Genomic DNA, 25,686 nt, shown 5'->3' on the forward strand with positions numbered 1-25,686 from the left:
GGTTTATTGCATCGAGATGAATCTTATATTAATAACGATCAGAACGAGGTTAATTTGAATAATCCACGATACGATTTAGTAAGCCGTGTACTGCACTGGGTAATGGCTTCTGTAATCATCTATGCAACAATCGCAGGGTATGTGATGCACTATGTCACCAGTCATCCAGAGCTGTTTTCTTTTCTGTCAGTGCTCAACATGTCATTGGCGACCGTTGCGACGCCACTGCTTGTGGTTCGTTATATCTGGAGCCACTTTCGCTCGTCGCCAAGCATGCCAACCTCTGTGCCTGAAGGGCAAAAATGCGTTGCCAAGCTTGCACACTCTTTGATGTATCTTGTGATGTTTATGGTTTTCAGCACCGGCTACTTAATGCTAAAAGAACCGTACTCTTTATTTTGGTTAGTGAGCGTAAATAATCTAATTACCGACTCTGCAATCAACGGCTTCTCTTTCTATTTACATCGTGCCAGTTGTATTGCCCTAGCCTGTTTAATTGTGCTGCATATCAGTGCCGCACTTAAACACCACTTTGTCTCTAGGAACTATGTATTGAAGATGATGCTCTAGATTCAGAGAATTCAACACGGTTTGCACAAACAAAAAAGCCATAGCATGTTCGCTATGGCTTTCTTATTTCAATTTGATTACTTGGTTTGAGTATCAATCATCACTTGCCAGTATTCACATTTAGCCAAGAACTCTTTTAAATAAAGCTCTGGGTTAGCAAGTTTCTCACCGCCTTTAACATCAGCACCAGTCACACGCCAAAAGCCACGAGTAACAAGATTTCTGTGGTAGATAAAATCGTTAAGTTCGTTTGTTTTTAACGGAAGCTGCTCACCAAAGGTTTGTTCGTACAAGATCAACGTAGCAGCTTGCTCACTTGGTTTCTCTCTTAGAAAGGTATACAAGTCCAAATCGAGTGGCTGTTGTGCTTCTTTCGGTAACGCTTTAGCTAATTTAGAGATCACACTGAACAGAGCCAACTCAACTTTTTGAGACGCTAATAACGATGCACCTAAAAGCGCATGTTCGTTGGAAATATGTTGTTCTGTTGATGAAACGGTTGCTGTTGTCACTGTGTTAACCTCAAATAATCATAACGGGTGTTACTGAACTGGATAGAGTCTTTTCACTAAGCTGAATCTTATTCTTGTCATTAAGAAGAATCTTGCAGCTAAGCAGAGCCTTTCAACTAAGCAGAATCTTTTAGCAGAACGCGGTCAGCATCAATAATGGTGAAGCCCGATGCATCTTCATTCTTTTCGACTTGCACTAAACCTTTAAAACCAATCTGCGACAGCTTCTTCGCAAGTTGATCTGGTGCTGTTTCAAAAACAACATTCATAAAAGGTAAAGACTCAGTATCAACAAAACCATGCTCGTTAAACAGTTCCATTGCTTGAGATAAATGGTCTGAGTCGGTTAATTCGATAATTTCTACAACTTCTTCCAACAACATTTTCGATTCCATATTCGCCAGAAAGTGACTGACACAAGCCGGTTCTTTTTGCTTGCATACATCCCGATGCCCTAAGACACCCCTTTAGTAGTAGGGAGATCATAACATATTAATAATCGTAAAATATGTTTTATTTTCCCTAAGCTACTGGGAATACTAGAAAAGAATAGAAATTGGTGAAACATAAGCAACACCAATTCATAGTATCGATAACGGTAAACCTGATTTGAGGTGATCAGGCAACCGTTACTTGAGAATCGCCCGTTTCTACAATCGATTCTTGTAACAAGCCAGCATAAATACCATTGTGTGCCACCAGCTGTTGATGATTACCTTGCTCAACAATTTCACCCTTTTCCAACACCAAAATCGTATCTGAGTGACGAACGGTACTCAAACGGTGTGCAATCGCAATCACAGTTTTTTCCTTGAAAAGGCGCTGCATTGCTTTTTGAATCAGGTCTTCGGTGATTGAATCTACCGAACTGGTCGCCTCGTCAAGCATCATCAATTGACCACCCTGTGCAACCGCTCTAGCGAACGAGATAAGCTGCGTTTGCCCTACAGACAAGTTGGAGCCGTTCTTTTCCAAGTGGAAGTCATAACCTTGTGGCAATTGTTCAATAAACTTATCGGCATAAACATAGCGCGCCGCCTGTTCAACCTCAGTTCTAGATAGATGCGTTTTGCCCAGCGCGATATTGAATTGGATGGTCTCTTCAAATAAGTGCACGTCTTGCATCATCATTGAGAACAAATGAGCAGAGTCTTCACTTGAGATCTGTGACAGCTCTATTCCATTCAACAAAATGCTGCCTTCATAGTCTTGGTAGGCTTTAGAGATCAGACGCAGAATCGTCGACTTGCCCGAGCCCGTCGAACCCACAAGCGCGATTTGATGCCCTTTCTCCAATACAAACGAGACATTCTTTAGAACGTAGGGAGAGTCGTCTTTGTAGCGGAAGCTTACGTTCTTAAACTCTAGGCTCACAAACTGTTCAAGCTGCTTCTCAACCTTGTTAGATGACAACAGGTTGCGCCCTTCTTCTTCAGTCGGCTCAACAAACAGCTCTTCAATATGGTCAAACGCTGCAAATGAACTCTGAATCGAAGCGATCTGCGAAGTAAAGTCTCGGATCGGAACAAACACTTTCTCTAAAGTATTGATGAACGCAATCAGCACACCCAAGGTGAGCGCTCCTTCTATCACTTGCTCAGAGCCATACCAGATCATAATCGCGATAGTGATTGAAGTGATGCCGGAGATAAACGAGAACAAAATCGCATCGTATTTATTGATCTTCTTCTGCGCTCTTAAAAACTCATCGGTATAGCCTTGGTAGCGTTGCTCGACTTGCTCTTCCGCTCGGTACATCTGAACGGTTTTCATGCCAAATAAGACTTCTTGTAAAAAGCCAATACCGCGAGCGAGAGAAGAACGAGTCACCTTATAGAGAGCACGAAGTCGGTTTCTCACATACACCGTCAAATACATCACTGGCGGCATAATGATCAATACAATCATCGTTAACTGCCAATCAATGAAGAACATCATCACCAACAGAGCAATGGTATTGATGCTGTCTTTAACTAGCCCTACAACCGACTGAACAAACGTCTCCCCGATGGTTTCCAAGTCACTGGTTAATCGTGAAAGCGTTACCCCAATCGGTGTGTTATCAAAATAGCTGCGCGGTAGTTTGAGCACGCGAGCAAACAATACTGAGCGCATGTCAGTTATCGTGTATTGCCCGGTTTTACGTAGGTTGTACGAATAGGTGGTATCCACCACATAGCTCGCCACCAGCACGGCAACGAGATAGAAGACGTACTCGAGCAGTCCATCCATATCCCCGTGACTCAGGTGAACATCGATCACTTGAATGATCAGCCAAGGGAACAACAAGCTCGTGATGACAGAAAGAGGAAGCATAGCGATGCCCAGAATCGCAGAGCCTTTGTATTTCTTAGCAAACTTAAAAAAGTGCTTGAGGTACTTGAGATCAACACGTTTTAACATGCTGCTGCCTCCGTTTCATTCTGCTGTAGTTGCCATGTATCGTAATAGTAATCACAGGTTTTCAATAACGTGGCGTGGTCGCCCTTCGCGATCACTTTACCTTCGTTCAACACGATGACTTCATCCATATATTCAAGGGCATTAACGCGGTGTGAAACCACAAGAACCGATTGATTTTCCAAACGTTTAAACAAACCTTCCAAGATCTTACGTTCTGTTTCATAGTCGACAGCCGATAGAACGTTATCCATGATGATCAGGTCGGTGGGTTGCAATAAAGCACGCGCAATACTTAAGCGCTGCTTCTGACCACCTGACAACATGATCCCTTTCTCACCGACTAAGGTTTGATCGCCGTGTTCAAAACGTGTCACATCACTAGCCAACTGGCTGAGCTCTAGCACTTCATCAACCTGACTCTTTGCCAAATCGGTATCTAGGCTACCAAAGCGGATATTGTCTTCGACGGTTGCTGAAAACAGGTAAGGGTCTTGAGTCACGGTTTTCACGTAACGGCGTAAGTCACTGCGTGAGAAGCTAGTGACATCTCTTTCACCAAGGAAAACAGAACCTTGTGGTACATCCAAGTGGTGGTTTAAGCAGTTCACTAATGTCGTTTTACCCGCTCCGATCCCGCCTAACACACCCACTTTCTTACCTGCTGGAATATCAAAGCTGATGTCATCGAGAATCACGCGTTCTTCACCTGAATAGCTGAAGCTGAGGTTGCGAACAGAAAACGTTTTTCCCTTCAGTGATTCAACATCTAGTTCAGTCAGCTTATCTTCATCAAGCTCCGGGACTTTGGCATTAAGAATGGTTTGTGCACTTTGAATACCTACCATGCCACGCTGATAAATGGTCGCGATTCTGCCAAGTTGCATCAATGGCATAGCGAGCAAAACCGAGTAAGTCAGAAAGGCGGTAATCTCACCAAGTGTGAGTTCCTGTCTCATTAACATGTAGCCACCAAGCCCAAGAATGATGATTTTCATCAGGTCATTGGCGTAGTCGAGTACCGGCATAAAGAAGACTTGAATGCGTGTAATTTTAAGGCGGCATTCAAGCAATAACTGGTTCAGCTTTTCAGTTTCGGCTTTCACCCAAGGTGACATCTGCTGGCTCTTAATCAAGTCAATCCCAGACAGGTAACTCATTAGTTGAGCAGACAGGTTTTGTAGACGCTTCATGTGCTCTAAATGCAGCGTTTTCATACGCTTGAAGCCCACACGGAAAATCACAAAAGCGATTGAGATAGGAATGATCGAATACAGTGTGAGTTCTGGCGATATGCGCCACATGTAAAGAGGCGTCAACGACAACGCAAGTAAGGCATTGAAGAACTGCAAGAAGCCGACACCAAACAGCAGTCGAATGCCACTAAGGTCATTGTTGATAATCGAGATCAGTCGACCCGAAGCAAAGCGTTCGTGAAAGCTGCTCGGTAAGCGATTCAACTTTTGTAGAAGTGTACTTTTAAGTGCGGCCTCTGTAATTCGCCCCGGATTAAGCGCATAGATACGAGACAGAATTCTCACCACCACCATGGCAACCGACATCCCGACCACAATCCAAACATAGGTTTGAAGCTGTTGGTGGCCAGTTGAAGAGGCATCATCAATCAAATCTATCGCCAATTGGATATAACGAGGGATCTCTACTTGTAACCAGTTGACGAGAAAGATGAACACAATCGCCAATAAGTACGAGGTGCGATTCATGCGCAGATAATGGGCAATAAACTGTCTTTTATTCATAGTATTCTTTGTTTAGGGCAGGCTCACAGCGAGATTTAACGATATAACCGGGCAGTTAAGCTAGATAGGTTCATCGCTGAGGTAAAGATACATCAAAAACACTTAGTTGACAATATCAACCATATTCAATAATTAGTTTCCGCTATTAAATTTTAGCATTGCTAGAAACAATTTTGCCGCCAAAAGTGGCGGCAAATAAATAGCTTAGCAGGCTAGTATTGATAACGGCTAAAGCATCTCTTTGGCAATCAAATGCAGCAAAAAGGTTTCACGTTCAATACTCATGCCCTTCTTAGGGCTCTCTGCCATGGTCTTTTCGTTATGAGCGATCGCTTCATGGATATTCATCCACACCGGTTTCATCCCGTTTTTCACTTCATAATCTTCGTAAGCCGTTTCACCAAGCTCACGATCGATCTTGCATGAGTAGCAGTAAGAAATCATGTGCATCATGTCTGCATCATCTTTGTACCAAGGACGAAACTCTTCAAAAATGCCGAACGGCTTGATGCTATGGATATTCTTCGCGCCAGTCTCTTCTTCGAGTTCACGAACCATACCTGCGATCACATCTTCCCCTTCATCCAAACCACCACCAGGAATGGTGTAGTCGTGATAACGCTCTGTATACAGCATCAGAATGTCTTCACCATCTAACACAATGGCACGGGCAGCGTTGCGCTTATAGACCGTTTTATTGTCTAGATGGTCGATATCAGGATGGATGGTTGTTTTTAGGTGTCTCATGATTCTGACTGCTCTACTGAATTTGGCGGCATCATATCATAATCATCAATAGATTCGAGGTTCACAACCGCTAACCAGAACGGATCGGACGGGGATATTCCTACGGTAACTTGAATCCACTTAGCTTGATCTAACACTCAAAAAGTCGTTAAACATGAAGAAATATCAACCTATTTCAATATCTTGACCAAATTAGGACAACCTTTTCTGAAATCTAAAATATACTAATTTCATAGAGCTTCTCATTTGGTTCTGTAGAACTTAACGCATTCGATTATAGAGTTATCACGTAGGAGATAGACATGAAGAAAATTGGTTTGATGGCTGTATGTGCCGTTGTATTAGGCGGTTGTGCAAACGACTATGCAGAATATAGCGAGGGCCAACGTGTTTCAGTCGCTAACCCAGCAGCGGTTTATTGTGTTCAACAAGACGGTGAATTAGACACGGTTACTGAAAACAATCAGCGTACAACTTACTGTGTATTCGATGACGGCGAGCGCATTGAACAGTGGGAGTACTACCGCAATAACCATGAGCAAGATTCAGAAAACCAAAGTTAATCACTGTAAAAAAACACATGAGCCTTCTGGCACAATGTTATGGGCGATGATTACGTTCGAGCGGTTAAAAACATCGCTGAAGAAGGCACTGAGCTTCTAGCTTACTGTCTGATTGCCTTTGCGAGTTTAAAGACCGTTATTGGCATCACGAGAAAGAAATAATCACCTATCGCCACCAGCGATGTGTGTGATCCGATTCCGGATCTAAATAACGATTCAATAAAGTCAGGTTAGTATCTAGTAGAGCTAGGTATTCCCTGACTTTTTTTACATCGGTACCCACTGAAGTCTGCTGGATACAGCGCTCCAATGCTGGGAGTAAACTCTCCACAATGTCAAAGTCAGATGAACGTCCAACGAGCTCTTTGGCAGTGATCAATGCTTCCAAAGACAGTCTTTCTGGCTCTCGTCTAACCAACTCTAAATCTCGCTTAAATGCGCCCGCACAAACACCTTCAAGATAAACTCGGTAGGTCGTCAGTACGTCCATCAACAGAAACAATTGCCCCTGAGCACTTTGATGTGGGTATGGCACCGCAACATGAGCCTCCAACCTGCGATCTATTTGCTGCTCTACCCCAAGTGCGGAACACTTCTCGATGAGAACTTTAAGCAAACCTTGCTCGCCCATGATCGATTGAATCTCGAATATACGTTGTAAATGGTAGTCATTCGAAACGAATGTCACTTGCACACTTTGCCCGCGAGTAAACAGCCCGCTTGCAATCATCTCTGAGGCCAAGTTCTGTATATTCTCGACAGTGTTGGTCGAGTGCTGCTCGAGCAAAATCGCCCCTAAAGAAAACGGATGTTCACGCTGCTTTTCAAGCTTTCTAAAGTACTGGTGCATCGCGTCGGCTTCAGACAGTGTTTGCCCTTTTGTTAGCCCACCACAAAATGCTACCGCAGTTTGCTGATTCGACTCTTCTACCAAAGGCTCCGCCAGATACTCAACCAAAGCATCAACTCGACTGATTCCTTCATCAGTCAATTTATTCTCATTAAGTCGCTTACCCAGCACAATAAGGAGGTGATTAATGCTCATTTTATGTTCAAGTCTCGTTTTGGGGATTAGATGGAGTGAATTATGTATACAATACTTGTTAACAAAAGTATTTTGAAATTCTTATATGTTGCTCGCAATAATGCTCACTATTGATAGCGACATCTTAGGTAATACAAGAATAAACGTGTCGCTTTACAGCAAACATAGCACGCTCTTGTATTTCATCGCTCTATGCTTGTTAGCACTAGTCGATAAAAGAGCCCTTTCAATCAATGAATACGCTCTATCGCATAACTGTTTCACCCACAGAACAGGTTCACTCAAAGAAGTGCAACTAACCAAATACAAATTTTACACAGAGTTCGTCCATCGAACCGTCTTCACAGGAAGTTACTATGCTGTCTATTTTTGATATCTACAAAATTGGGGTTGGACCATCCAGCTCCCACACAAATGGACCAATGATCGCTGGGTTTAACTTTACCCAAAAAATTGATGCTCAGCTTAAGCAAGTGAAGCGTATTCAAATCGACTTATACGGCTCGTTATCATTGACGGGTATTGGTCACCACACAGACAGAGCGACCTTGTTAGGTTTGCTAGGTAACCGCCCCGACACCATTAAAATCACCAGTGCTAACCAAGCAATGCGTAAGGCGATTGAAGATAAATCTCTATTGGTTAGCGGTAACCATGAAATTTATTTCGATGTAGAAAGCGATCTGCTCTTCCACAAGACCAACCTTCCGCTGCATGAAAATGGTATGACTATCTCTGCCTTTAACGAAAGCGGCAGCCTTCTGGATATGGAAACCTACTACTCGATTGGTGGTGGCTTTATCGCAACCGCTGATGAGCTACAAAACGGCATACAGGAAGCAGAAACTCAAGTTGAGTTCCCTTTCTCTTCTGCTGATCAGTTGCTTGAACTATCCGAACAACAAGGACTGAGCCTTGGTGGCTTAATTCTACGTAACGAAGTTTCATTCCAAGGTATGGATGTGATTGACCAGAAAGCCGACCAAATTTGGAAGGTGATGTCTCTGTGTATACAGCGTGGCTTTGACACGGAAGGCATCCTTGATGGCGGCCTAGAAGTCACTCGTCGAGCACCTGCTCTGCTTAAAAAGCTTGAAGCGAATGCCTCGATTGAAAACGATCCAATGGAGATCATGGATTGGATTAACCTATTTGCCTTTGCCGTGAGTGAAGAGAATGCAGCGGGCGGTCAGGTCGTGACATCACCTACCAACGGTGCAGCTGGGGTTATTCCTGCGGTATTGATGTACTACCATCGTTTCATCAAGGAGCTAGACACCAAGCAGCTTAAAGACTTCTTGGCAGTCTCTGGCGCAATCGGCATCTTATACAAAACCAACGCTTCGATTTCTGGCGCAGAGGTAGGTTGTCAGGGTGAAGTCGGCGTTTCTTCATCAATGGCCGCAGCAGGCCTAACTGCCCTACGTGGTGGTAGCAACGAACAGATTTGTATTGCCGCTGAGATCGCGATGGAACACTCACTGGGCATGACATGCGATCCGATCGGTGGCCTTGTTCAGGTGCCATGTATCGAACGTAACGCAATGGGTGCAATGAAAGCCATCAATGCATCGCGCATGGCGTTGAAACGTACCAGCAAGTGTCTTATCTCGTTAGACAAGGTTATCGAGACCATGTACCAAACAGGTAAAGACATGAACAAGAAGTACCGTGAAACTTCTCTAGGCGGCCTAGCCGTGATCCACATGGCACCACCTTGTGAATAAAAGACAGGAACACGAGTGGAGAAAGCCTCTATAGAGACAGCATTCTTGTAAACTTAGTTTTCAATATCTCAACAAAGCCAGCCACCAAGCTGGCTTTTTTATTGGCTAAAGCCCAACAGCTAATTGAAAGTGATACTCACTCAAAATAACTTACAGAATGACTACCTCTAACTTTCCCTTTATTAGTTCATTACTTAGCCACAAATGATGATGGCTAAATTTCATACCGCCATGCATCCACTTGCAAAATCTAACGTTGCAAATCTCATTCATGAGAAATATGAATGCACTCATAAGAAAAGATATATCGAGTAAAGTTCTGCTTGGGACAGATGTTTAAGTTTATGTATTACTACTAATGATATTATAATCGGGCAATTACACTACATATTAATACAAACGTGAGAATAAAATAATGTGGAATAGATTAAACAAATCAATGATGTTCTGCCAAATGATGTTCGGACTTTCGTTCTATGGCGTCATGGTGATCTTGACTCGTTTCTTCCTTGAAGATCTGAACTACAATGAAGCCGACACCATGATGGTTGTTGGTGCTTTCTCTGCAATCGGACCGCTATTTGCTATCGCAGGTGGCTTTATCGCCGACAAGTTTTTAGGCGCCTACCGATCTTTAACCATTGCCTTCCTAGGGTTCGCAAGTGGTTACGTTCTACTGGTACTTGGTGCAGCAGCAACCAATGTTCCGATGGCATTATGTGGTATTGCGTTAGCAAGTTATGCACGTGGTTTGATGTCCCCTTCTTACCCAAGTCTTTACAAACGCACGTTCAAAACTCAAGAAGATTTTGAGAACTGCTACCCAATCAACTACTCAGTAAACAATATTGGTGCTCTGTTAGGCCAATACCTGTTCCCAATGCTAGTACTTGTTGTTGGTTTCCACGGTGGTTTCCTTCTTTCAGCGGTGCTAGCCGGTGCTGCGCTTCTGATGATGATCTTTGTTCGCAAAGGCCTTGTTGAAGCAAGTGCTGAAATCGACCAAAAACCAGTAAGCACTAAAAACTGGGCAGCGTTCCTTGGTCTTTCTGCAGCAATGATCGGCTTGGTATTCTTCATGTTCTCTAACATGGATATTGGCCAAAACATCGTGTACGCAATCGGTGGGGCAGCGATCATCTACTTTGTCTCTTTGATGATGAAATCGAAGAAATCAGACATGCTAAAAATGGGGACTATCTTAATCATCACATTCCTGACGACATGTTTCTTCGTGTACTACGGTCAGATGATGACTTCGATGACAATGGTAGCGATCAACACAATGCGTGGCGATCTATTTGGTTTCATCCCTGTCGCACCTGAAGCTTCAATGGCAATGAACCCACTATGGTGTATGGTTGCTGGCCCTATCATCGCGGGTATCTTCTCTAACCTAGAAAAGAAAAACATTAACTTCTCAACTGCAACCAAAGTCGGTTTCTCTTTCATCCTTACGGCTATCGCTTTCGGTATCCTTACGATGGCAGTAACGACAGTTGGTGACGATATTCTGATCCGCCCAGAAGTCTTCCTAGCGATTCACTTCTTCCTAGCATTCGGTGAAGTGATTGTAGGTTCAATGGTTGTAGCCTTCATCCTGTCTGTTGCACCTAAGCACATTGAAAACTTCTCAGTAAGCTTGTTCTCTGTTGCTATCGCACTATCAGGCATTGTTGGCGCGGTATTCTCAACGTCTATTGCACTAGAGAAAGGTCAAGAGATCACACAAGAGATCGTGCAAACGGTTTACGGTGATTACTTCCAAATGCTGACTGTTCTTGCCGTCGTGATGGTAGGTATCGCAATGGCAGCATCGTTCATTATTCGTAAGATGCTAGAAGCTGCGAAAGCCGCTGAAGAAACGATTGAACTAGAGCAAGCAAACAGCTAATTCTGTTCGCTGAGTCAAACCAATCCTAAGAGCCCTTTAGTTTTCTAAAGGGCTCTTTTTTGTAGGATCCGTTTCTCAATAGGATCTGTCGTATAAGTTAGGTAGTACATGTGTAAATCAAAGTAAATGATAACTATTAGTATTGAGTGTTTTTTAGTTCAGGATTATGATGTGGAAATCCAAATCTAAGAGAGCCTTATATGAGCAAGCCTAGCCCTATCACATTAACCGTTACTCAAACCTCAACAATTACTCCAAACATGCAGCGCATAACGCTTAGCGGTGAGGGATTAAGTAAATACCCAACAGAATGTGCCGGCGGCTACATCAAGCTTTTATTCTCGCCACTTGGCACGACTGATTTAAGCCAGCTAAACGAAGGTGAGCGCCCAACCATGCGCACTTACACCATTCGTCAGTACAATCCTGTAGAGCAGTGGATTGAAGTTGATTTTGTTCGCCATATCACTACAGATTTGCAATGTGGTTTTGCGGCTCGATGGGCAATGAACGCAAAAGTGGGTGACACGGTTTCAGTGGCTGGCCCTGGTTTAATTCAGGGGCTTAACCTAGAGTCAGACTGGTTCTTCTTAGTTGCAGACATGACGTCCCTACCTGCGCTTTCTGCAAAAGTAAAAACGCTCCCAGAAACAGCAACGGGGCACGCTATCATTCAGATCAACTCAGCAGCAGATAAGCAGGTACTTGAGACTCCTCAAGGTATCAAAGTAACCTGGTTGATTGAAGATGAAACCTCAGAGTCACTTTCACAAACCGTGCGCAACACAGAATGGTTAGAAGGTCAGGTTTCAATATGGACAGCGTGTGAATTTGAAAGCATGCGTGAGCTAAGACAATACTTCCGCAACGAAAAAGAAGTCGCGAAAGAGAACATCTACATCAGCAGCTACTGGAAACGTGGTGTCACTGAAGATGGCCACAAAGTGTTGAAACAGCAAGATGCTCAAGATTTAGCAGGGTAAGTCTTTTACTACCTACAGCTTCTTACTAGATAAAGAGAAAACGCCCTTAACGAAGTTTGTTTCGCTAAGGGCGTTTTTTCATTTAACTTAATAGAGATACCTATTCACAAATCCCCAATCACTCAGGCGATCTTTTAAGTCAATGAGATAACTAAGCCAGCAATAATTAGAGATACGCCTACACCGCGAGTCGCGTGCCACTTTTCCTTTAAAAAGTAGATCCCCATCACTACGCCGAAAATGATACTCACTTGCCTAAGAGCAACAACCAAGCTGACATTTTCAGTCATGGTCATCGCAAACAGCACTAAGCCATAGGTCGAAGCCATCATGATACCGGCCACTGTGGCTTTCTTACGTAGTATCCACGCATTAGTAAACTCGATTCTTTGGTTGGTTACGAATAACCAAACACTCAGCGGAATCACAATCGCCCAAAACTGAATGCCTAGGTAGAAAATCGCGGTGTGCTTGTTAGTTATAACTGGTGTGCTCAAAGGATCGAGTAACAGAAGCGCTTCTTTATCAATGATGGAATAGCCCGTGGTACCAATGGCCGCGATTAACGCCCACAGTACGCCAAGGTTGAGATACGCTTTTAACCTAAGATCTGAAAACTTCTTAAGTGGTACAAACAACCCAAGGTAATCAAGGTGAAGCCAAACCATTGATTAGGTGACAGCTCATAGCCTATCAACACCGTGCCTAAACCCACCATCAACACGGGCAGCGCTCGTGCCATCGGGTAAATCACCCCAATATCGGCCTGCTTGTAGGCTACACCTAAGCCGATTAAATAGATGATTTGGCAAATACCACTTAAAAGAAGTAGCTTCCAGAATAAAAGCGTGATATCCACAAAGCCGACACTGTAAATGAACCAAATCAAATAGGGAGTCAATATCGCAGCAGCGGCAAAGCCAGAGGCTAAGAAGAAAGACGAGCCCGATCCTTGATTCGATTTACCTAGAACGTTCCAACCCGCGTGAAGCAAAGCCGAAATAGTCACGATGACGATGGCAGAGAATTCCATTTCATTCCTAAATTATAGATGAATTAGCACAACGGCTGACAACAGGTGATAAAAAGGCCTCCGAATAAGAGACCTTTGAACTTTTCAATTGGGCAATCCTGCATAATTGCAGATATGCTAACGTTCTAACGTATGACTAGCGCTCTAGCTGCGCGATTGACTCAATACTGATCGCGTCATGACGCCAATACTCAATATCACAGTCAATCAGATCGCCGTTTTGATTGTAGTTAACACGCTCAACAACCATTGCAGGTGAGCCAGAAGTCGCACGCAGGGCTTGCGCTGTCTCGCCAAGTAAAGACGTTGTGCTCACTCGGTAACGGATCTTCTGATACACCACACCAAAGTGTTCGCGGTAGATGTCCGTCAACGATTTAGACAAGTCATAATCAAGCAAGTTAGGGAACAACTCTGGTCGAATGTAGTTGGTCACATACACAACCGGCCTATCTTCAAGATAACGAACTCTGTCTACTCGATAAACGTCCGAGAAAGGTTGTAACTCAAGAAGCCGAGTCGCCTCCTTGGTTGCTAACATTCCTTTCGCCGCCACCAACTCAGTTTTCGGCTGTCGATTCTGCGATAGAGCCATATTGGTGAAGTTCAGCGTTTGTGTTGGATCGTAACGAAGCGGCTCGGGAGAGATAAACCAACCACGTCGGTCTTCTCGATAAATGCGCCCTTCCGCTTCAAGTGAAGACAAGGCTTCGCGTAAGGTAACTCGAGTCGTATCAAACGATTCAGCCAGCTTACGTTCCGCAGGCAGCTTCTGTCGTGGTGTTAACATCCCCGACTCTATCTGCTCTACGATGACATCTTTGATTTTTACGTACTGCACTTCATTTCCTTTCATTCTTGTTCTTGTCGTCAGCCACTCCTTGGCCAACTGCAATATAAGTGGTTCGCTAGCGTTTACGCCAAGCTTGGGTGCGCTTATCGAATAACTTGTTGATTAGCATATGAATCAACTTCGCACTCGCTGCAGATATCATGATCATCACCGCCATCGCTGCTGCTGCACCGGTTTGACCTGCATCGTCCATATTCAGTACTGATACTGACGCTGGAATCGTATTGGTAGAATACAAGAATACTACCGCAGATGTCGTGGTAAGTGCATTAATAAACAGGTATGTCGCAATATCTAAAATCGCCGGCAGACAAACAGGTAACGTCACCTTAAAGAACAGCTTGTATTGCGGTAAGTTTACCGAAGCCGCTGTTGCTTCAATTTCGGAAGGCAGTTGTTTCAATGCCGTTAACGCCGTCATGTGCCCTACCGTGTAGTAGTGAACCACGGTATTAATCACCAAGAACGCCATCGTGCCATACAAGAAGTTAAGTGGGTTACTCAAATCATTGAAGTAGAAGATATAACCCAAACCCAGCACCATACCCGGAACGGCCATCGGAACAACGCTGAGCATTTGCATCGCTTGACGAACAGGACCGAAGGCGCGACCTTTCTCAATGCAGTATGCACCTAAGAAAATCAGAACAGTACCAATAACCGCAGTCCAAGCACCAAGCGTTAAGGAGTTGAAGAATGGCGCCCAACCATAAGTACTCATTTCTGCGAAGTTGTAGTTGTTTAGCGTCAGCGCTTTGTTCCAAGGCCAGAAGGTGACCATCGAACCGTATATCGCCATGCCCAACACAATAACCACAGCAGCAGAGATGATGGTGCAATAAAGGAAACATAAGCCATCACGTAGTGAACTAGGTTCAGGTTGGTACGCGACGGAACGAGTATCAAACAAGCTCTTTTGTTTCTTTTGAACCCAGCGGTCAACGGTAAACGCAAGCAACGCAGGTAATAGCAGCAAGATACTGGTTACTGCACCCATAGAGAAGTTCTGTTGACCAACCACCTGCTTAAAGATGTCAGTCGATAACACGTTGTAGCTACCACCGATCACCTTTGGCACACCAAAGTCACAAACCACCAGCGTAAACACAACGATCAGGGTGCTGATCAAGCCGTATTTTGCCGCAGGTAACGTCACCATGAAAAAGGTTTTTAACGATGAAGTATTGAGTGCACGTGCTGCCTCATAAAGGCGAGCGTCAGAGGTTCTTAATGAGGTGGTCAGGATCATCAAGGCGTGTGGAAACGTCCAGAATATCAAGCCCAGTGAGATACCAATCAAGCCATAAACCGAGTTGCCACCTAAGACTTCTTTAGCGATACCTTGGTTACCAAATAGGAAGATAAGACTGATTGCAGGAAGCAGTGACGGAGCAAGAATAGGCGCAGAACCCAGCACTTGAAAAAGCCCCTTAAAAGGCATGCATGAACGAGTTAGCGCATAGGCATAACCAAACGCCAAGACGCCCACGACAACTGTCACTAGCAACCCAAGCGTGAAGGTATTGCCTACCGACTGCCATAAGCTTTGAGACGCAAAATACGTTGCGAAATTCTGTAAGCCTACAAATTCGCCATCTGCGTTCTGAACACTCTTTTTCAACATCGCCCACAGTGGCATCAGGATAAACAACGTCATGACCACAGACAAAAAGGCCAACAGCCCAAACAGAATTACGTTGTCTTTGCTTAACCGAGCCAGAAAAGGTTGTACTCGTCGTTGAATTAGCAGCTTAGATTGCATCATTTGAGTCGATTCCATGATTGTTTACGCCGCCTCGTCTTTCATCACTTGCAGGCTTTTCGATGGGTAAGCTCTAAGGCCTTCTTGATCAAACGCCACGTAACGAATATCACTGCGACGCAGCTTCAATCGGTTGAACTCTTTGACGGGTACATCAACGATGATCTCTTTCGCCGTTGAGTCATGTTGCAATTGGCACTCAATACGATAAAACGCCCCTAAGAATTCGCTTGATACGATTCTCACTGGCAAGGATTCACTAAAACGATCAACAAACTGGATTTGCTCTGGACGAACGGCAATATCGAAAACATCACCCAGATTTGGCGTGAGATTATCTAAGCCAGGTAACGGCAGCATTGACTCAGCAATGCGCATCTTGCCTTGAGCCGCAACAGAAGCTTGGATAAAGTTCATGCTGCCAACAAACTCAGCAACAAAACGACTGACGGGTTTTTGGTAGATCTCTTGAGGAGCACCGACCTGCTCGATAACACCATGATTCATCACGACAATACGGTCTGCCATCGTTAACGCTTCATCTTGGTCGTGCGTCACCATAATAGTGGTGATACCCAGCTTGCGTTGCAGTTGGCAGATCTCATCACGTAGGTGTGTTCTTACCTTCGCGTCCAACGCAGAAAGTGGTTCGTCGAGTAGCAACAAGCCTGGAGATAACGCCAATGCGCGAGCCAGAGCAACACGCTGCTGCTGTCCACCAGATAGCTGATTTGGATATTTCTGACCAGACGTTGGTAAGCCGATGGTTTCTAACCAAGACTCAACCGTCTCAAGGGCTTCTTTGGTCGACATGCCTTGGTTTTTCAGACCAATCGCAATATTTTCTTCCACAGTGAGATTTGGAAACAAAGCGTAAGACTGGAACACGATGCCAAAGTCGCGCTTTTCTGGTGGCAAGAAGGTCGTATCATTACCGTTCTGCTCAATAGAACCTGACGTTGGTAAGTCTAGGCCTGCAATCGCACGTAATAAGGTGGTTTTTCCACAGCCAGATGGGCCAAGGAAGCAGACGAACTCGCCTTTATCTATCGATAGGGAGATGTCTTTTAACGCTGTAAATTGGCCAAATTGCTTTACAACGTTTTCAATATTCAAATAAGTTTGGTTGCTCATACTACAGCACTCTCTATATGGTATATACCAAATTTAAACTGAGAATATTGCAGTTGAGTGACAAATTTATAGTAGCTAAATGACAGTTATATTGCACATATAATAAGCATTAAGGATTGCTATTTGTTCAGCATTAACAGTTCGTTCAACGTTGAAAGCCCTCAGTGACTTGCCCATAAATCACTGAGAGCCTTAATGTAAACTTCTAATTTAAACGCAAGATTAATCTATGATTCAACCTTGTCGGCTTTGCCCGCCGCACCTGCGAGTTTGGATAACTGTTTATCTAGCCACAATGGCGTGTTACCCGAATCTTCCGCGTTCTCTTTTCTTCGTACCGCATCACGCACCATCATCGCACCAACCCAACGGAATGGCTCTGGCGGGAAGTGTCCTAATGGGCCTTTAGTTAAACCGCTTCGCGTCCAAGCATTGTCGATATCGAGTACCATTGCTGACAAAACCTTCCCGCCCATACGGGTTTGAGCAACGCCATTTCCAGAGTAACCAAGCCCATAATAGATGTTGCTTTGGCCTTTTAGATTACCGAAAAATGGCAATCCGGTGACCGAACGATCTGAGCCGCCAGACCAGTTGTAATCGAATTCACTTTGTTCCAATTTAGGGAACAATTTTTGGAACGATTGATTGAGAATCGGTAGGTAGTTAGTCGTTTGGTTGAACATGCTTTCAACCTGATTCGCAAACGAGAATTTATTGCCGCCTTTGCCCAACATGAGTCGTCCGTCCTGGGTATCTCGGTAGTAGTGGACAAAGATACGCGAATCTACCACCGCCGCCCCTTTCTCTGGGCCAAATTGCTTGAGCTTTTCCGGAATGGGCTTGGTCACCACCATATCTGAAGAGACAACCACAATGCTGCGTTTGAACTCTTTGAAGTGATCGAGCATCCACGCATTGAGTGCCAAAATCACTTTATCCGCAAATACTGACCCGCCTTTGGTTTGAATTCGAGCGGGAGAGCCATAGTCGAGTGATGTCATTTCTGTGTTTTCGTGAATTTCGACACCCAATTCGATCGCAACGCGGCGTAAGCCTCTCGCCAATAACGCTGGCTGCACACTACCCGCAGCTTCTGAGTAGTAACCCTCAATGTGGCGTTCAGATCCCGCTTTATCAGCCAAAGAATTGTCGCACTTCTTCCAGCTATTGATACCCTGCTTAACCAGCTCATTAACAACAGGCTCCATTCCACCCTTTTGGGCTTCATTAGTCGCCGTGTAGTAAGTACCGCTTCGATATAGATGCGCGTCAATCTTGTGTTCGTTACAGAAGGCTTCGATCTCGTATATAACCTTTTCCGACTCCTTAACCAACCATTTCGCTTGTTCTTTTCCATAGAGCTTTTTCAGCGTCGGATACTTAGTTGACCACGTCAGCATGCAACCGCCGTTCGCACCAGAAGCACCGCTACCACATAGGCCTTTTTCAATCACGACAACATGCTTTTCTGGTTGCTGTTGTTTGATTAAAATCGCCGTCCATAAACCCGTATAGCCACCGCCAACAATGGCGATATCACAGTTGACGTCTTTTTGGAGCGGCTTAGCCGAATCTAGCCCCGCATGGATGTTGCCAAACTCTTGTTCCAACGCTTGCTTGAACCAATATGAGTAGTGCTTTGTCATTTGTTGTACCTTACTTAAAACCTAAAGGCGTAAAACTAAAAAAGGAAGACCGAAGCCTTCCTTTACTGATTTCTAACTTCTAATGAACTAAACAGTTAAATAGCTAAATAGTTAATTAACTGAGTAGCTCGATAGATTAAGATTTTGGCTCTGATTTAGCGTCAAACTTCTCAGACCATGTTTTCAATACGTCTGCACGCTCGCAGCCCATACGTGCAAAGTCCATTTTTGCCATGTTCTTTTCGACGTTAGGGAAGTTTTCAATTGTTGCCGTCACATCTTGGTGACCAACAACTGGGTACATTTCGATGTAAAGCTCGTTTGCTGCTTTAGAGATAGACCAATCAACCACGCGTTGCGCAGCATCAGACGGCTTCACAAGACCTACCGCTTCAGATTCCCAGCCGATACCTTCAGGCGTAATCACAGAAAGTGGTGCACCTTGAGTTTTCAGCTTAGCGCCGCGGCTCGCCATAGAAATACCGATAGCGACTTCACCCATACCCGCTTGAACACATGGCTTAGAACCAGAGTGCGTGTAGTGAGCGATGTTTTGGTCTAGCTTCTGCATGTAGTTCCAACCTTGGTCTTCACCCATGTTTTGTAGCCAAGCAGACACTTGCATATAACCCGTACCAGAAGACGCTGGGTTTGGCATCGCAATGTGGCCTTTGTAGATAGGCTTGGTTAGGTCATCCCAAGATTTAGGTGCTGGTAGGTTAAGTTGTTTCGCTACCGCTTCGTTGAAACAAACCGCATTGAAGAATGCATCGTTGCCATACCAAGCTTGAGTAGATTGCGGATCGTTGAGGTTTGAGCGCAGCGCTTCTACACCTTGAGGAGTGTAAGGCTTAAGAATGCCCTCCTCCTTAAGTAGAGCCATTGAAGAACCCGCAAGGCCCCACACCACTTCTGCACGAGGGTTGTTTTTCTCAGCCAATAATTTTGCCGTCATGATTCCTGTTGAATCACGAACCCATTTGATGTTGATGTCTGGGTTTTCGCTTTCAAAAGCATTTTTGTACTTCGCTAAGATGTCAGTTTCAAAAGCGGTATAAACCGTCACTTCCTGTGCCGCATAAGCGTTACCAGCTAATAGTGTGACTAATGCTGCAAGTGATCCTTTCATAAAACGGTTTTTCATCATTTTCTCCAGTCAGGCCCAACTCTAGAGTGAGAAGTTGCCAAAATTAAAAATTGCCAAAGTTAAAGTTGTTAAAGCTAGAAGCCCTATCGAGAGGCACCTATATTCAAAAATTCATTCCAGTTGTTGGCCCCACTGGTATGTACCAGATTTCGATTATTAAGCTAACTGGCTTTTGTGACGATTAAATGAACGAAAAATGGCAATTTAAAGATCGAAAACTTTCTCAAGACAAGTGACCATTTTTAATATGAAGATTTTGTGAAAATGATGTTTGGGCTATTTACGACCGTTTAAATTGGTTGTTAAAGTAACTCTAAATATTGGTATAGTCCAAAATTAAAATCACGAGAGTTGAACATGAGAAACGAATACTTACTGCTGACACCGGGCCCTTTATCTACTTCTGAAACCGTTCGCCAAGCGATGTTAAAAGATTGGTGTACTTGGGATGATGAATACAACAAAGACGTTGTTGAAGTGATTCGTAGCAAGCTAGTGACTTTAGCGACTAAGCAAGCGGGATATACAAGCGTATTAATGCAAGGTAGCGGCACCGCTTCGGTAGAAGCAACAATCGGTAGCGTTATCTCTAACAACGGTAAGCTTCTTGTTGTTGATAACGGTGCGTACGGCGCTCGTATTGCTCAAATCGCAGAATACTTAAACATTCCATGCCATGTCGTTTCCCCAGGTGAAACATCACAGCCTGACTTGAACGAAATGGAAACGGCATTGGCCATGGATTCAGACATTACTCACGTTGCGATTGTGCACTGTGAAACCACGACAGGCATGCTGAATCCAATTGAAGACATTGCCAAATTGGCAAAACAGCACAACAAAACCGTCATTCTCGATGCAATGTCGAGCTTTGGTGGCATCTCTATGGATATCGCTGACTTAGGTATCGATTACATGATCAGCTCTGCAAACAAGTGCGTCCAAGGTGTACCGGGCTTCGGCTTTGTTATTGCTAAGCAATCGGAACTGGCAAAGTGCAAAGGCCAAGCTCGTTCATTAAGCCTTGATCTGTTTGACCAATGGCACTGCATGGAAAGCAACCATGGTAAATGGCGCTTCACCTCTCCAACTCACACAGTGCGTGCTTTTTACCAAGCCTTGCTTGAATTAGAACAAGAAGGAGGCATTGAAGCTCGTCATAATCGTTACCAAACCAATCAAACCGCATTGGTTGCAGGTATGCGCTCTCTTGGTTTTGAACCGTTACTCAATGATGATCTTCACTCGCCTATCATTACCTCTTTTTATTCTCCAACTCATAGCGATTACCAATTCAAGGAGTTCTATGACCGTTTGAAAGAGCAAGGGTTTGTGATTTATCCGGGCAAGGTTTCAAACGCAGACTGTTTCCGCATCGGTAACATCGGTGAGGTTTACCCTTCTGACATTGAAGCCCTAATTGGCGCAGTGAAAAACGCTATGTACTGGGACATCAAATAATGACGACGACCAATCAAGAGCCCGCTCTAAAGGCGACACACTTTCGAAGCGAAGGCGATGTGAACACCACAGCCGCACGTGAGAAATGGAACGAGTCACTAAACGATGATGCAACTCAAACGATGTTAAAGCGTGACTCTGACGTGTTTCTTCATCAAGCGATGTCAACGCCTTGCCTAGACACACTTGAAGCCGCAGAAGGCATCTACATTCAAGATACCACGGGCAAGAAGTACATGGACTTTCACGGTAACAATGTTCATCAGTTGGGTTATGGTCACCCACACATCATTAATAAAGTGACTCAGCAAATGGCGTCATTGCCGTTTTCACCGCGTCGCTTTACCAATGAAACCGCCGTTCAGTGCGCTGAGAAGCTCACGCAGATCTGCGGTGGCGATTTAAACCGTGTTTTATTTGCGCCAGGTGGTACATCGGTTATCGGTATGGCACTCAAACTGGCTCGACATGTCACCAACAACTTCAAGGTCGTTTCACTGTGGGACTCATTCCATGGCGCGTCACTGGACGCAGTTTCAGTGGGTGGTGAAGCTTGTTTCCGCGAAGGCATGGGCCCGTTAATGGCTGGCGTAGAACGTATTCCACCAGCCGTTTCTTATCGTGGCGCTTTCCCGTTTAACGAGAATAGCGCAGTCAATGCAAACGAAACTGCATGCGACGTTCACTATGCCGACTATTTAGAGTATGTGATTGAAAAAGAAGGTGGCATTGGAGCCTTCATTGCCGAAGCAGTGCGTAACACAGACGTTCAGGTTCCAAGCAAAGCTTACTGGAAGCGCATCCGTGAGATCTGCGATAAGCATAACGTCATGTTGATCATCGACGACATTCCAAACGGTATGGGTCGCAGTGGCGAATGGTTCACTCACCAGGCCTTTGATATCGAACCTGACATTCTTTGTATCGGTAAAGGTTTTGGCGGGGGCTTGGTTCCAATTGCAGCCATGGTCACTAAAGACAAATACAACACGGCAGCGCAAGTATCACTTGGTCACTACACCCACGAGAAAAGTCCTATTGGCTGCGCGGCGGCACTGGCTACGATGGAAGTGATTGAGCAAGAAAATCTACTTGAAAAAGTACAAGCGGACAGCGCATTCGTGCGTGAACAACTGCTTCAAATGAAAGAGAAATACCCAGTCATTGGTGACGTTCGCGGCATCGGCCTGCTCTGGGGAGTGGAATTGGTCACTGACCATATCACCAAAAACCGAGCGTTCGATGAAGCAGAAGCAGTACTTTACCAATGTCTGAACGATGGCCTGAGCTTTAAGGTGTCACAAGGTAACGTGATTCAATTAAGCCCGCCATTGATCATCAGTCGCAGCGAGCTAGAAGTCGCTCTGTCTGTATTCGAAAAAGCGATAGCCAAAGTCTGCAAAGATTTTGAATACCTTTAATTCTCGAAATCAACATTTAAACCAATAACCTTAAACAACCATTTGTTTCCCAGAACTTTGAACTGGGAGTGACACAAAAATAGGACACTATTATGAACACGACATCACCTATCCAAGCGGTTATCTTTGACTGGGCCGGCACTATCGTTGATTTTGGGTCGTTTGCTCCAACTAGCATCTTCGTTGAAGCATTCAAACAAGGTTTCGACTTTGACATCGACTTAGCTGAAGCTCGTGAACCTATGGGTATCGGTAAATGGGATCACATCCAAGCGGTGGGTCGAATCCCTGCTGTTGATGCTCGTTGGAATGCCCAGTTCGGACGTTCGATGACCAGTGAAGACGTTGATGCGATCTACGCGGCATTCATGCCTCTTCAAAAAGCGAAAGTAGCCGACCACGCAGCGCCAATTTTAAACGCGATTGAAGTAGTAAATAACCTTAAAGAGAAGAACGTAAAAATTGGTTCTTGTTCAGGTTACCCACGAGAAGTGATGGACGTACTGATTCCAGCAGCCGCAGATTATGGTTATCTTCCTGACAACGTAGTAGCGACTGATGACTTACCGCAAGGCGGTCGCCCAACTCCATTCATGGCACTTAAAAACGTGATTGACCTAGGCGTGACGAGCGTTGCAGCGTGTGTGAAAGTAGACGACGCAGCACCGGGGATCGATGAAGGACACAACGCAGGAATGTGGACAGTTGGACTTGTATTATCGGGGAACGAAGCAGGCTTAACGTATCAAGAATACTTAGATGCAGACGAAACAACACTGGCAGCAGCACGTGAAAAAGCGAGCCTTAAGCTAAACAAATCAAACCCACACTACCTAATCGATACCATTGCAGACCTACCAGGTGTCATTGCAGACATTGAAAAACGTTTGTTAGCCGGAGAGCGCCCATAACTCCTAGAACTTCGACAAATCAGGGTCGATAGCCCAATAATCCGCACACATGAAAAAGAAACCTCGTATCACCTAAAAATGGTACGAGGTTTCTTCGTTTCCAACATTTGAGACAACATATTGTTGACAAATAACACAGTAAATAGCACCTTAAATATATAATTTTTAACAATTTCATTGACCATAATAAGCAACTGTACTAACAATGTAATAACAGTTCCAAGATAGGTTCGACCTGAATCTAAGCCTTGAACGACCTACTGTTGCAGTGTCCCAATCAGTAAGTCGTCGCTTTAAAGGCTCATTCAGATAACAATAAGAGTTAATCCAAGGATAAGATTATGAAAAAATTGTCAAAAATCATGTGTGCTGTGATAGCTGCTTCAGGTTTCGCTGCTGCTCCATCAATTGCCGCAACGACATACGTAGGCGCAAAAGTTGGCATGGGTTGGCTAGATAGCGCTTGTGTCGACAACGTTAATTGTGAAGATGATTCAGTTGCGGGCGGTATTTACGGTGGCTACAACTTTACCGATAACATTGCTCTAGAATTGAATGCAGATTACTTAGGTGATTATGACACCAGCTTTAACAACAACGGAGCGACTCAAAGATACAGCGATTCTATCGTAGCCATTTCTTTGAGCCCAATGTATCGACTAGCGATTAAACAACAATTTGATATCTTCTTCAAAGCAGGTCCTGCTTACATCATGCACGATGATGAAGACGATGTTGTACTGGCTCTAGGTATCGGTGCTGAGAAACAGTTTGCCGACGACTGGGCAGTGAGAGTGGAATACCAATACTTCGATGATTTTGATGATAAGATTATCCAAGACCTAAACTCTAACCTTGTTACCATTGGTCTGAGCTACAATTTCGGTACAGGTAACACGACAGCTTCAGCCGCAACAGTAGCTACTGCTGCAGCGGTAACACAGGCTCCAGCTGAACCAATTGCAGAGCCAGAAGCTGTGGTCGTTGAAGAGGAAGCGGAGGTAGTGGTTACCAAAGCGCAAACTGAGAGTTTCTCTCAAGGTACATTTGCGACTAACAGCACAGAGCTTTCAGACGAAGGTAAAGCCGCTATACAGCCAATTGTGGAAGTCTTACAAACATACCCTCAGTCTACCGTTAACATTGTTGGTCACACAGATTCAACAGGTGCAGCTGAGTACAACATTATGATCTCTAAGAAACGTGCGGCAGCAGTAGCAGCATACATCGAAGAGCAAGGTATCGAAGCTGAGCGTATCACTGCTACTGGCGAAGGTGAAGAGAACCCAGTTGCATCAAATGATACAGCTGAAGGTCGTGCTCAAAACCGTCGTGTTGACGCAACGATCCCTGGTTTCGAATACCAAGAAGAAGTACAAGTTGAAGAAGTTATCGTAGAAACTGCTGAATAACAACACTCTACCTTAGCCGAAATAATAAGGGCGGAGCACTCAAAGTGCTCCGCCCTTTTCTGTATCTGTCTTTACTAATAAGCCGTAAGCCGAAAAGTACCGGCCCCAAGCTAGGCTGTACAAACCGAAAACTAAACGATTTCCCAGCTGTGAGTCATTTCTACGCCAGCACCTAACATTAGACATACTGAACAGTATTTTTCTAACGAATCAGCACATACTTTAGCCACTAACTCAGGATCTAGGTTGTCACCAGACACTTCAAAGTGAATGTTAATCACAGTAAAGATTTTTGGTGCTGTTTCACGACGTGTCGTTTCAAGTTTTGCATTACAGCCTGTGATGTTCTGGCCTGCAGATTTCAAACCATCGACGACATCAACAGAGCTACAACCACCAGCGGCCATAAGGACCATTTCCATTGGGCTTGGCGCGGTTGCACCACCACTGCCATCCATTACTACAGAGTGGCCAGATTGAGATTGACCTAGGAATTTAAAGCCTTCGACCCATTTAACTTCTGCTTGCATGTTGTTCCTTAGATGTACGATAACCGCCATCGCTGTCTATTATTGGATATCAATACTGACACCCTACTACTGGCGGCATTTATGAGCAAGATTTTCTCGGCGACATATTTTTTTGTGAATGATGCAATTTTTTCCATCTAAAACCTGTCTCTATTCGTACATTCAAAATCGA

Annotated in this window: 22 protein-coding genes and 1 pseudogene; 10 read left to right on the forward strand and 13 right to left on the reverse strand. The window is 44.5% G+C overall.

The window, feature by feature from the left end:
- The first annotated feature begins 54 nt into the window (after positions 1-54).
- Complete coding sequence (locus AB4517_RS07325; RefSeq protein WP_080582210.1) at positions 55-570, forward strand: cytochrome b/b6 domain-containing protein; 516 nt, start codon at positions 55-57, stop codon at positions 568-570.
- A 77-nt stretch (positions 571-647) separates the two neighbouring features.
- On the opposite strand, the gene AB4517_RS07330 is transcribed toward AB4517_RS07325, so the two are convergent.
- The 5 genes from AB4517_RS07330 to AB4517_RS07350 all read right to left on the reverse strand — a co-directional run bounded on the left by AB4517_RS07330 (position 648) and on the right by AB4517_RS07350 (position 5,989).
- Entirely contained in the window at positions 648-1,082 is a 435-nt protein-coding gene (locus tag AB4517_RS07330) for a hypothetical protein (protein WP_017059526.1), read from the reverse strand.
- Between the two features lie 116 nt (positions 1,083-1,198).
- Positions 1,199-1,465: a hypothetical protein gene (locus AB4517_RS07335; protein ID WP_017067627.1), complete on the reverse strand. Its 267-nt coding sequence runs from the start codon at positions 1,463-1,465 to the stop codon at positions 1,199-1,201.
- Positions 1,466-1,700: 235 nt separating this feature from the next.
- Entirely contained in the window at positions 1,701-3,485 is a 1,785-nt protein-coding gene (locus tag AB4517_RS07340) for an ABC transporter ATP-binding protein (RefSeq protein ID WP_372148128.1), read from the reverse strand.
- Positions 3,479-5,242: an ABC transporter ATP-binding protein gene (locus tag AB4517_RS07345; protein ID WP_017070637.1), complete on the reverse strand. Its 1,764-nt coding sequence runs from the start codon at positions 5,240-5,242 to the stop codon at positions 3,479-3,481. The genes AB4517_RS07340 and AB4517_RS07345 overlap by 7 nt, the downstream gene beginning before the upstream one ends.
- A 228-nt stretch (positions 5,243-5,470) precedes the next feature.
- Positions 5,471-5,989 carry an NUDIX hydrolase gene (locus AB4517_RS07350; protein WP_017059522.1) on the reverse strand — a complete coding sequence of 173 codons (519 nt, stop codon included), beginning with the start codon at positions 5,987-5,989 and terminating at the stop codon, positions 5,471-5,473.
- 302 nt (positions 5,990-6,291) lie between these two features.
- On the opposite strand from AB4517_RS07350, the gene AB4517_RS07355 reads away from it, so the two are divergent.
- Together AB4517_RS07355 and AB4517_RS07360 are read left to right on the forward strand one after the other, a co-directional pair.
- The gene (locus AB4517_RS07355) at positions 6,292-6,552 is read left to right on the forward strand and encodes a DUF333 domain-containing protein (protein WP_017059521.1); all 261 of its coding nucleotides are present in this window, start codon (positions 6,292-6,294) and stop codon (positions 6,550-6,552) included.
- 39 nt (positions 6,553-6,591) lie between these two features.
- Positions 6,592-6,714 carry a hypothetical protein gene (locus AB4517_RS07360; protein ID WP_017059520.1) on the forward strand — a complete coding sequence of 41 codons (123 nt, stop codon included), beginning with the start codon at positions 6,592-6,594 and terminating at the stop codon, positions 6,712-6,714.
- 4 nt (positions 6,715-6,718) lie between these two features.
- Here the strand turns inward: AB4517_RS07360 and AB4517_RS07365 are convergent, their stop codons facing one another.
- Entirely contained in the window at positions 6,719-7,597 is an 879-nt protein-coding gene (locus AB4517_RS07365) for a YdcF family protein (RefSeq protein WP_372123051.1), read from the reverse strand.
- Positions 7,598-7,953: 356 nt separating this feature from the next.
- Here AB4517_RS07365 and AB4517_RS07370 point away from each other — a divergent pair, with 356 nt between their 5' ends.
- The 3 genes from AB4517_RS07370 to AB4517_RS07380 all read left to right on the forward strand — a co-directional run bounded on the left by AB4517_RS07370 (position 7,954) and on the right by AB4517_RS07380 (position 12,201).
- Positions 7,954-9,324 (forward strand): L-serine ammonia-lyase, encoded by a 1,371-nt coding sequence (locus tag AB4517_RS07370; RefSeq protein WP_372148129.1) that lies wholly within the window; start codon positions 7,954-7,956, stop codon positions 9,322-9,324.
- A gap of 415 nt (positions 9,325-9,739) precedes the next feature.
- Positions 9,740-11,218, forward strand: coding sequence for a peptide MFS transporter (locus AB4517_RS07375; protein WP_080582209.1), 1,479 nt, complete (start codon positions 9,740-9,742; stop codon positions 11,216-11,218).
- A gap of 200 nt (positions 11,219-11,418) precedes the next feature.
- Positions 11,419-12,201 carry a siderophore-interacting protein gene (locus AB4517_RS07380; RefSeq protein ID WP_017070633.1) on the forward strand — a complete coding sequence of 261 codons (783 nt, stop codon included), beginning with the start codon at positions 11,419-11,421 and terminating at the stop codon, positions 12,199-12,201.
- A gap of 134 nt (positions 12,202-12,335) precedes the next feature.
- On the opposite strand, the pseudogene AB4517_RS07385 reads toward AB4517_RS07380, so the two are convergent.
- The 6 genes and pseudogenes from AB4517_RS07385 to AB4517_RS07410 form a co-directional block, all read right to left on the reverse strand.
- Positions 12,336-13,234 (reverse strand): annotated as a pseudogene (locus AB4517_RS07385) (multidrug transporter).
- A gap of 136 nt (positions 13,235-13,370) precedes the next feature.
- The gene (gene phnR, locus AB4517_RS07390; RefSeq protein WP_029235340.1) at positions 13,371-14,075 is read right to left on the reverse strand and encodes a phosphonate utilization transcriptional regulator PhnR; all 705 of its coding nucleotides are present in this window, start codon (positions 14,073-14,075) and stop codon (positions 13,371-13,373) included.
- A gap of 67 nt (positions 14,076-14,142) precedes the next feature.
- Positions 14,143-15,852: a putative 2-aminoethylphosphonate ABC transporter permease subunit gene (locus tag AB4517_RS07395; RefSeq protein WP_372058053.1), complete on the reverse strand. Its 1,710-nt coding sequence runs from the start codon at positions 15,850-15,852 to the stop codon at positions 14,143-14,145.
- A gap of 21 nt (positions 15,853-15,873) precedes the next feature.
- The gene (locus AB4517_RS07400; protein ID WP_136999162.1) at positions 15,874-16,983 is read right to left on the reverse strand and encodes a putative 2-aminoethylphosphonate ABC transporter ATP-binding protein; all 1,110 of its coding nucleotides are present in this window, start codon (positions 16,981-16,983) and stop codon (positions 15,874-15,876) included.
- Between the two features lie 227 nt (positions 16,984-17,210).
- Positions 17,211-18,632, reverse strand: coding sequence for an FAD-dependent oxidoreductase (locus AB4517_RS07405; RefSeq protein WP_372148130.1), 1,422 nt, complete (start codon positions 18,630-18,632; stop codon positions 17,211-17,213).
- Between the two features lie 136 nt (positions 18,633-18,768).
- On the reverse strand, positions 18,769-19,779 hold the full coding sequence (locus AB4517_RS07410; protein WP_372148131.1) for a putative 2-aminoethylphosphonate ABC transporter substrate-binding protein: 1,011 nt from the start codon (positions 19,777-19,779) through the stop codon (positions 18,769-18,771).
- Between the two features lie 357 nt (positions 19,780-20,136).
- On the opposite strand from AB4517_RS07410, the gene phnW reads away from it, so the two are divergent.
- The 4 genes from phnW (at position 20,137) to AB4517_RS07430 (ending at position 24,984) form a co-directional block, all read left to right on the forward strand.
- Complete coding sequence (gene phnW / locus AB4517_RS07415; protein ID WP_372148132.1) at positions 20,137-21,240, forward strand: 2-aminoethylphosphonate--pyruvate transaminase; 1,104 nt, start codon at positions 20,137-20,139, stop codon at positions 21,238-21,240.
- On the forward strand, positions 21,240-22,661 hold the full coding sequence (locus tag AB4517_RS07420) for an aspartate aminotransferase family protein (protein WP_372148133.1): 1,422 nt from the start codon (positions 21,240-21,242) through the stop codon (positions 22,659-22,661). Before phnW ends, AB4517_RS07420 begins: the two co-directional genes overlap by 1 nt.
- 92 nt (positions 22,662-22,753) lie before the next feature.
- On the forward strand, positions 22,754-23,572 hold the full coding sequence (gene phnX, locus AB4517_RS07425; RefSeq protein ID WP_372148134.1) for a phosphonoacetaldehyde hydrolase: 819 nt from the start codon (positions 22,754-22,756) through the stop codon (positions 23,570-23,572).
- Positions 23,573-23,913: 341 nt separating this feature from the next.
- Complete coding sequence (locus AB4517_RS07430) at positions 23,914-24,984, forward strand: OmpA family protein (protein WP_372148135.1); 1,071 nt, start codon at positions 23,914-23,916, stop codon at positions 24,982-24,984.
- A gap of 131 nt (positions 24,985-25,115) precedes the next feature.
- On the opposite strand, the gene AB4517_RS07435 is transcribed toward AB4517_RS07430, so the two are convergent.
- On the reverse strand, positions 25,116-25,514 hold the full coding sequence (locus AB4517_RS07435) for an OsmC family protein (RefSeq protein WP_017068628.1): 399 nt from the start codon (positions 25,512-25,514) through the stop codon (positions 25,116-25,118).
- Positions 25,515-25,686: the final 172 nt, after the last annotated feature.

Source organism: Vibrio sp. 10N.222.52.C3 (genome assembly GCF_041474195.1).
In the GTDB taxonomy this organism is placed as follows: domain Bacteria; phylum Pseudomonadota; class Gammaproteobacteria; order Enterobacterales; family Vibrionaceae; genus Vibrio; species Vibrio crassostreae_C.

Excerpts from the sequence above, each read along its gene's own strand:
- AB4517_RS07335 (WP_017067627.1), bottom strand. The coding sequence starts at position 1,465 with ATGTTGTTGGAAGAAGTTGTAGAAATTATCGAATTAACCGACTCAGAC.
- AB4517_RS07340 (WP_372148128.1), bottom strand. The coding sequence starts at position 3,485 with ATGTTAAAACGTGTTGATCTCAAGTACCTCAAGCACTTTTTTAAGTTT.
- AB4517_RS07345 (WP_017070637.1), bottom strand. The coding sequence starts at position 5,242 with ATGAATAAAAGACAGTTTATTGCCCATTATCTGCGCATGAATCGCACC.
- AB4517_RS07350 (WP_017059522.1), bottom strand. The coding sequence starts at position 5,989 with ATGAGACACCTAAAAACAACCATCCATCCTGATATCGACCATCTAGAC.
- AB4517_RS07355 (WP_017059521.1), top strand. The coding sequence starts at position 6,292 with ATGAAGAAAATTGGTTTGATGGCTGTATGTGCCGTTGTATTAGGCGGT.
- AB4517_RS07360 (WP_017059520.1), top strand. The coding sequence starts at position 6,592 with ATGGGCGATGATTACGTTCGAGCGGTTAAAAACATCGCTGAAGAAGGC.
- AB4517_RS07365 (WP_372123051.1), bottom strand. The coding sequence starts at position 7,597 with ATGAGCATTAATCACCTCCTTATTGTGCTGGGTAAGCGACTTAATGAG.
- AB4517_RS07370 (WP_372148129.1), top strand. The coding sequence starts at position 7,954 with ATGCTGTCTATTTTTGATATCTACAAAATTGGGGTTGGACCATCCAGC.
- AB4517_RS07375 (WP_080582209.1), top strand. The coding sequence starts at position 9,740 with ATGTGGAATAGATTAAACAAATCAATGATGTTCTGCCAAATGATGTTC.
- AB4517_RS07380 (WP_017070633.1), top strand. The coding sequence starts at position 11,419 with ATGAGCAAGCCTAGCCCTATCACATTAACCGTTACTCAAACCTCAACA.
- AB4517_RS07395 (WP_372058053.1), bottom strand. The coding sequence starts at position 15,852 with ATGATGCAATCTAAGCTGCTAATTCAACGACGAGTACAACCTTTTCTG.
- AB4517_RS07400 (WP_136999162.1), bottom strand. The coding sequence starts at position 16,983 with ATGAGCAACCAAACTTATTTGAATATTGAAAACGTTGTAAAGCAATTT.
- AB4517_RS07405 (WP_372148130.1), bottom strand. The coding sequence starts at position 18,632 with ATGACAAAGCACTACTCATATTGGTTCAAGCAAGCGTTGGAACAAGAG.
- AB4517_RS07410 (WP_372148131.1), bottom strand. The coding sequence starts at position 19,779 with ATGATGAAAAACCGTTTTATGAAAGGATCACTTGCAGCATTAGTCACA.
- phnW (WP_372148132.1), top strand. The coding sequence starts at position 20,137 with ATGAGAAACGAATACTTACTGCTGACACCGGGCCCTTTATCTACTTCT.
- AB4517_RS07420 (WP_372148133.1), top strand. The coding sequence starts at position 21,240 with ATGACGACGACCAATCAAGAGCCCGCTCTAAAGGCGACACACTTTCGA.
- phnX (WP_372148134.1), top strand. The coding sequence starts at position 22,754 with ATGAACACGACATCACCTATCCAAGCGGTTATCTTTGACTGGGCCGGC.
- AB4517_RS07430 (WP_372148135.1), top strand. The coding sequence starts at position 23,914 with ATGAAAAAATTGTCAAAAATCATGTGTGCTGTGATAGCTGCTTCAGGT.
- AB4517_RS07435 (WP_017068628.1), bottom strand. The coding sequence starts at position 25,514 with ATGCAAGCAGAAGTTAAATGGGTCGAAGGCTTTAAATTCCTAGGTCAA.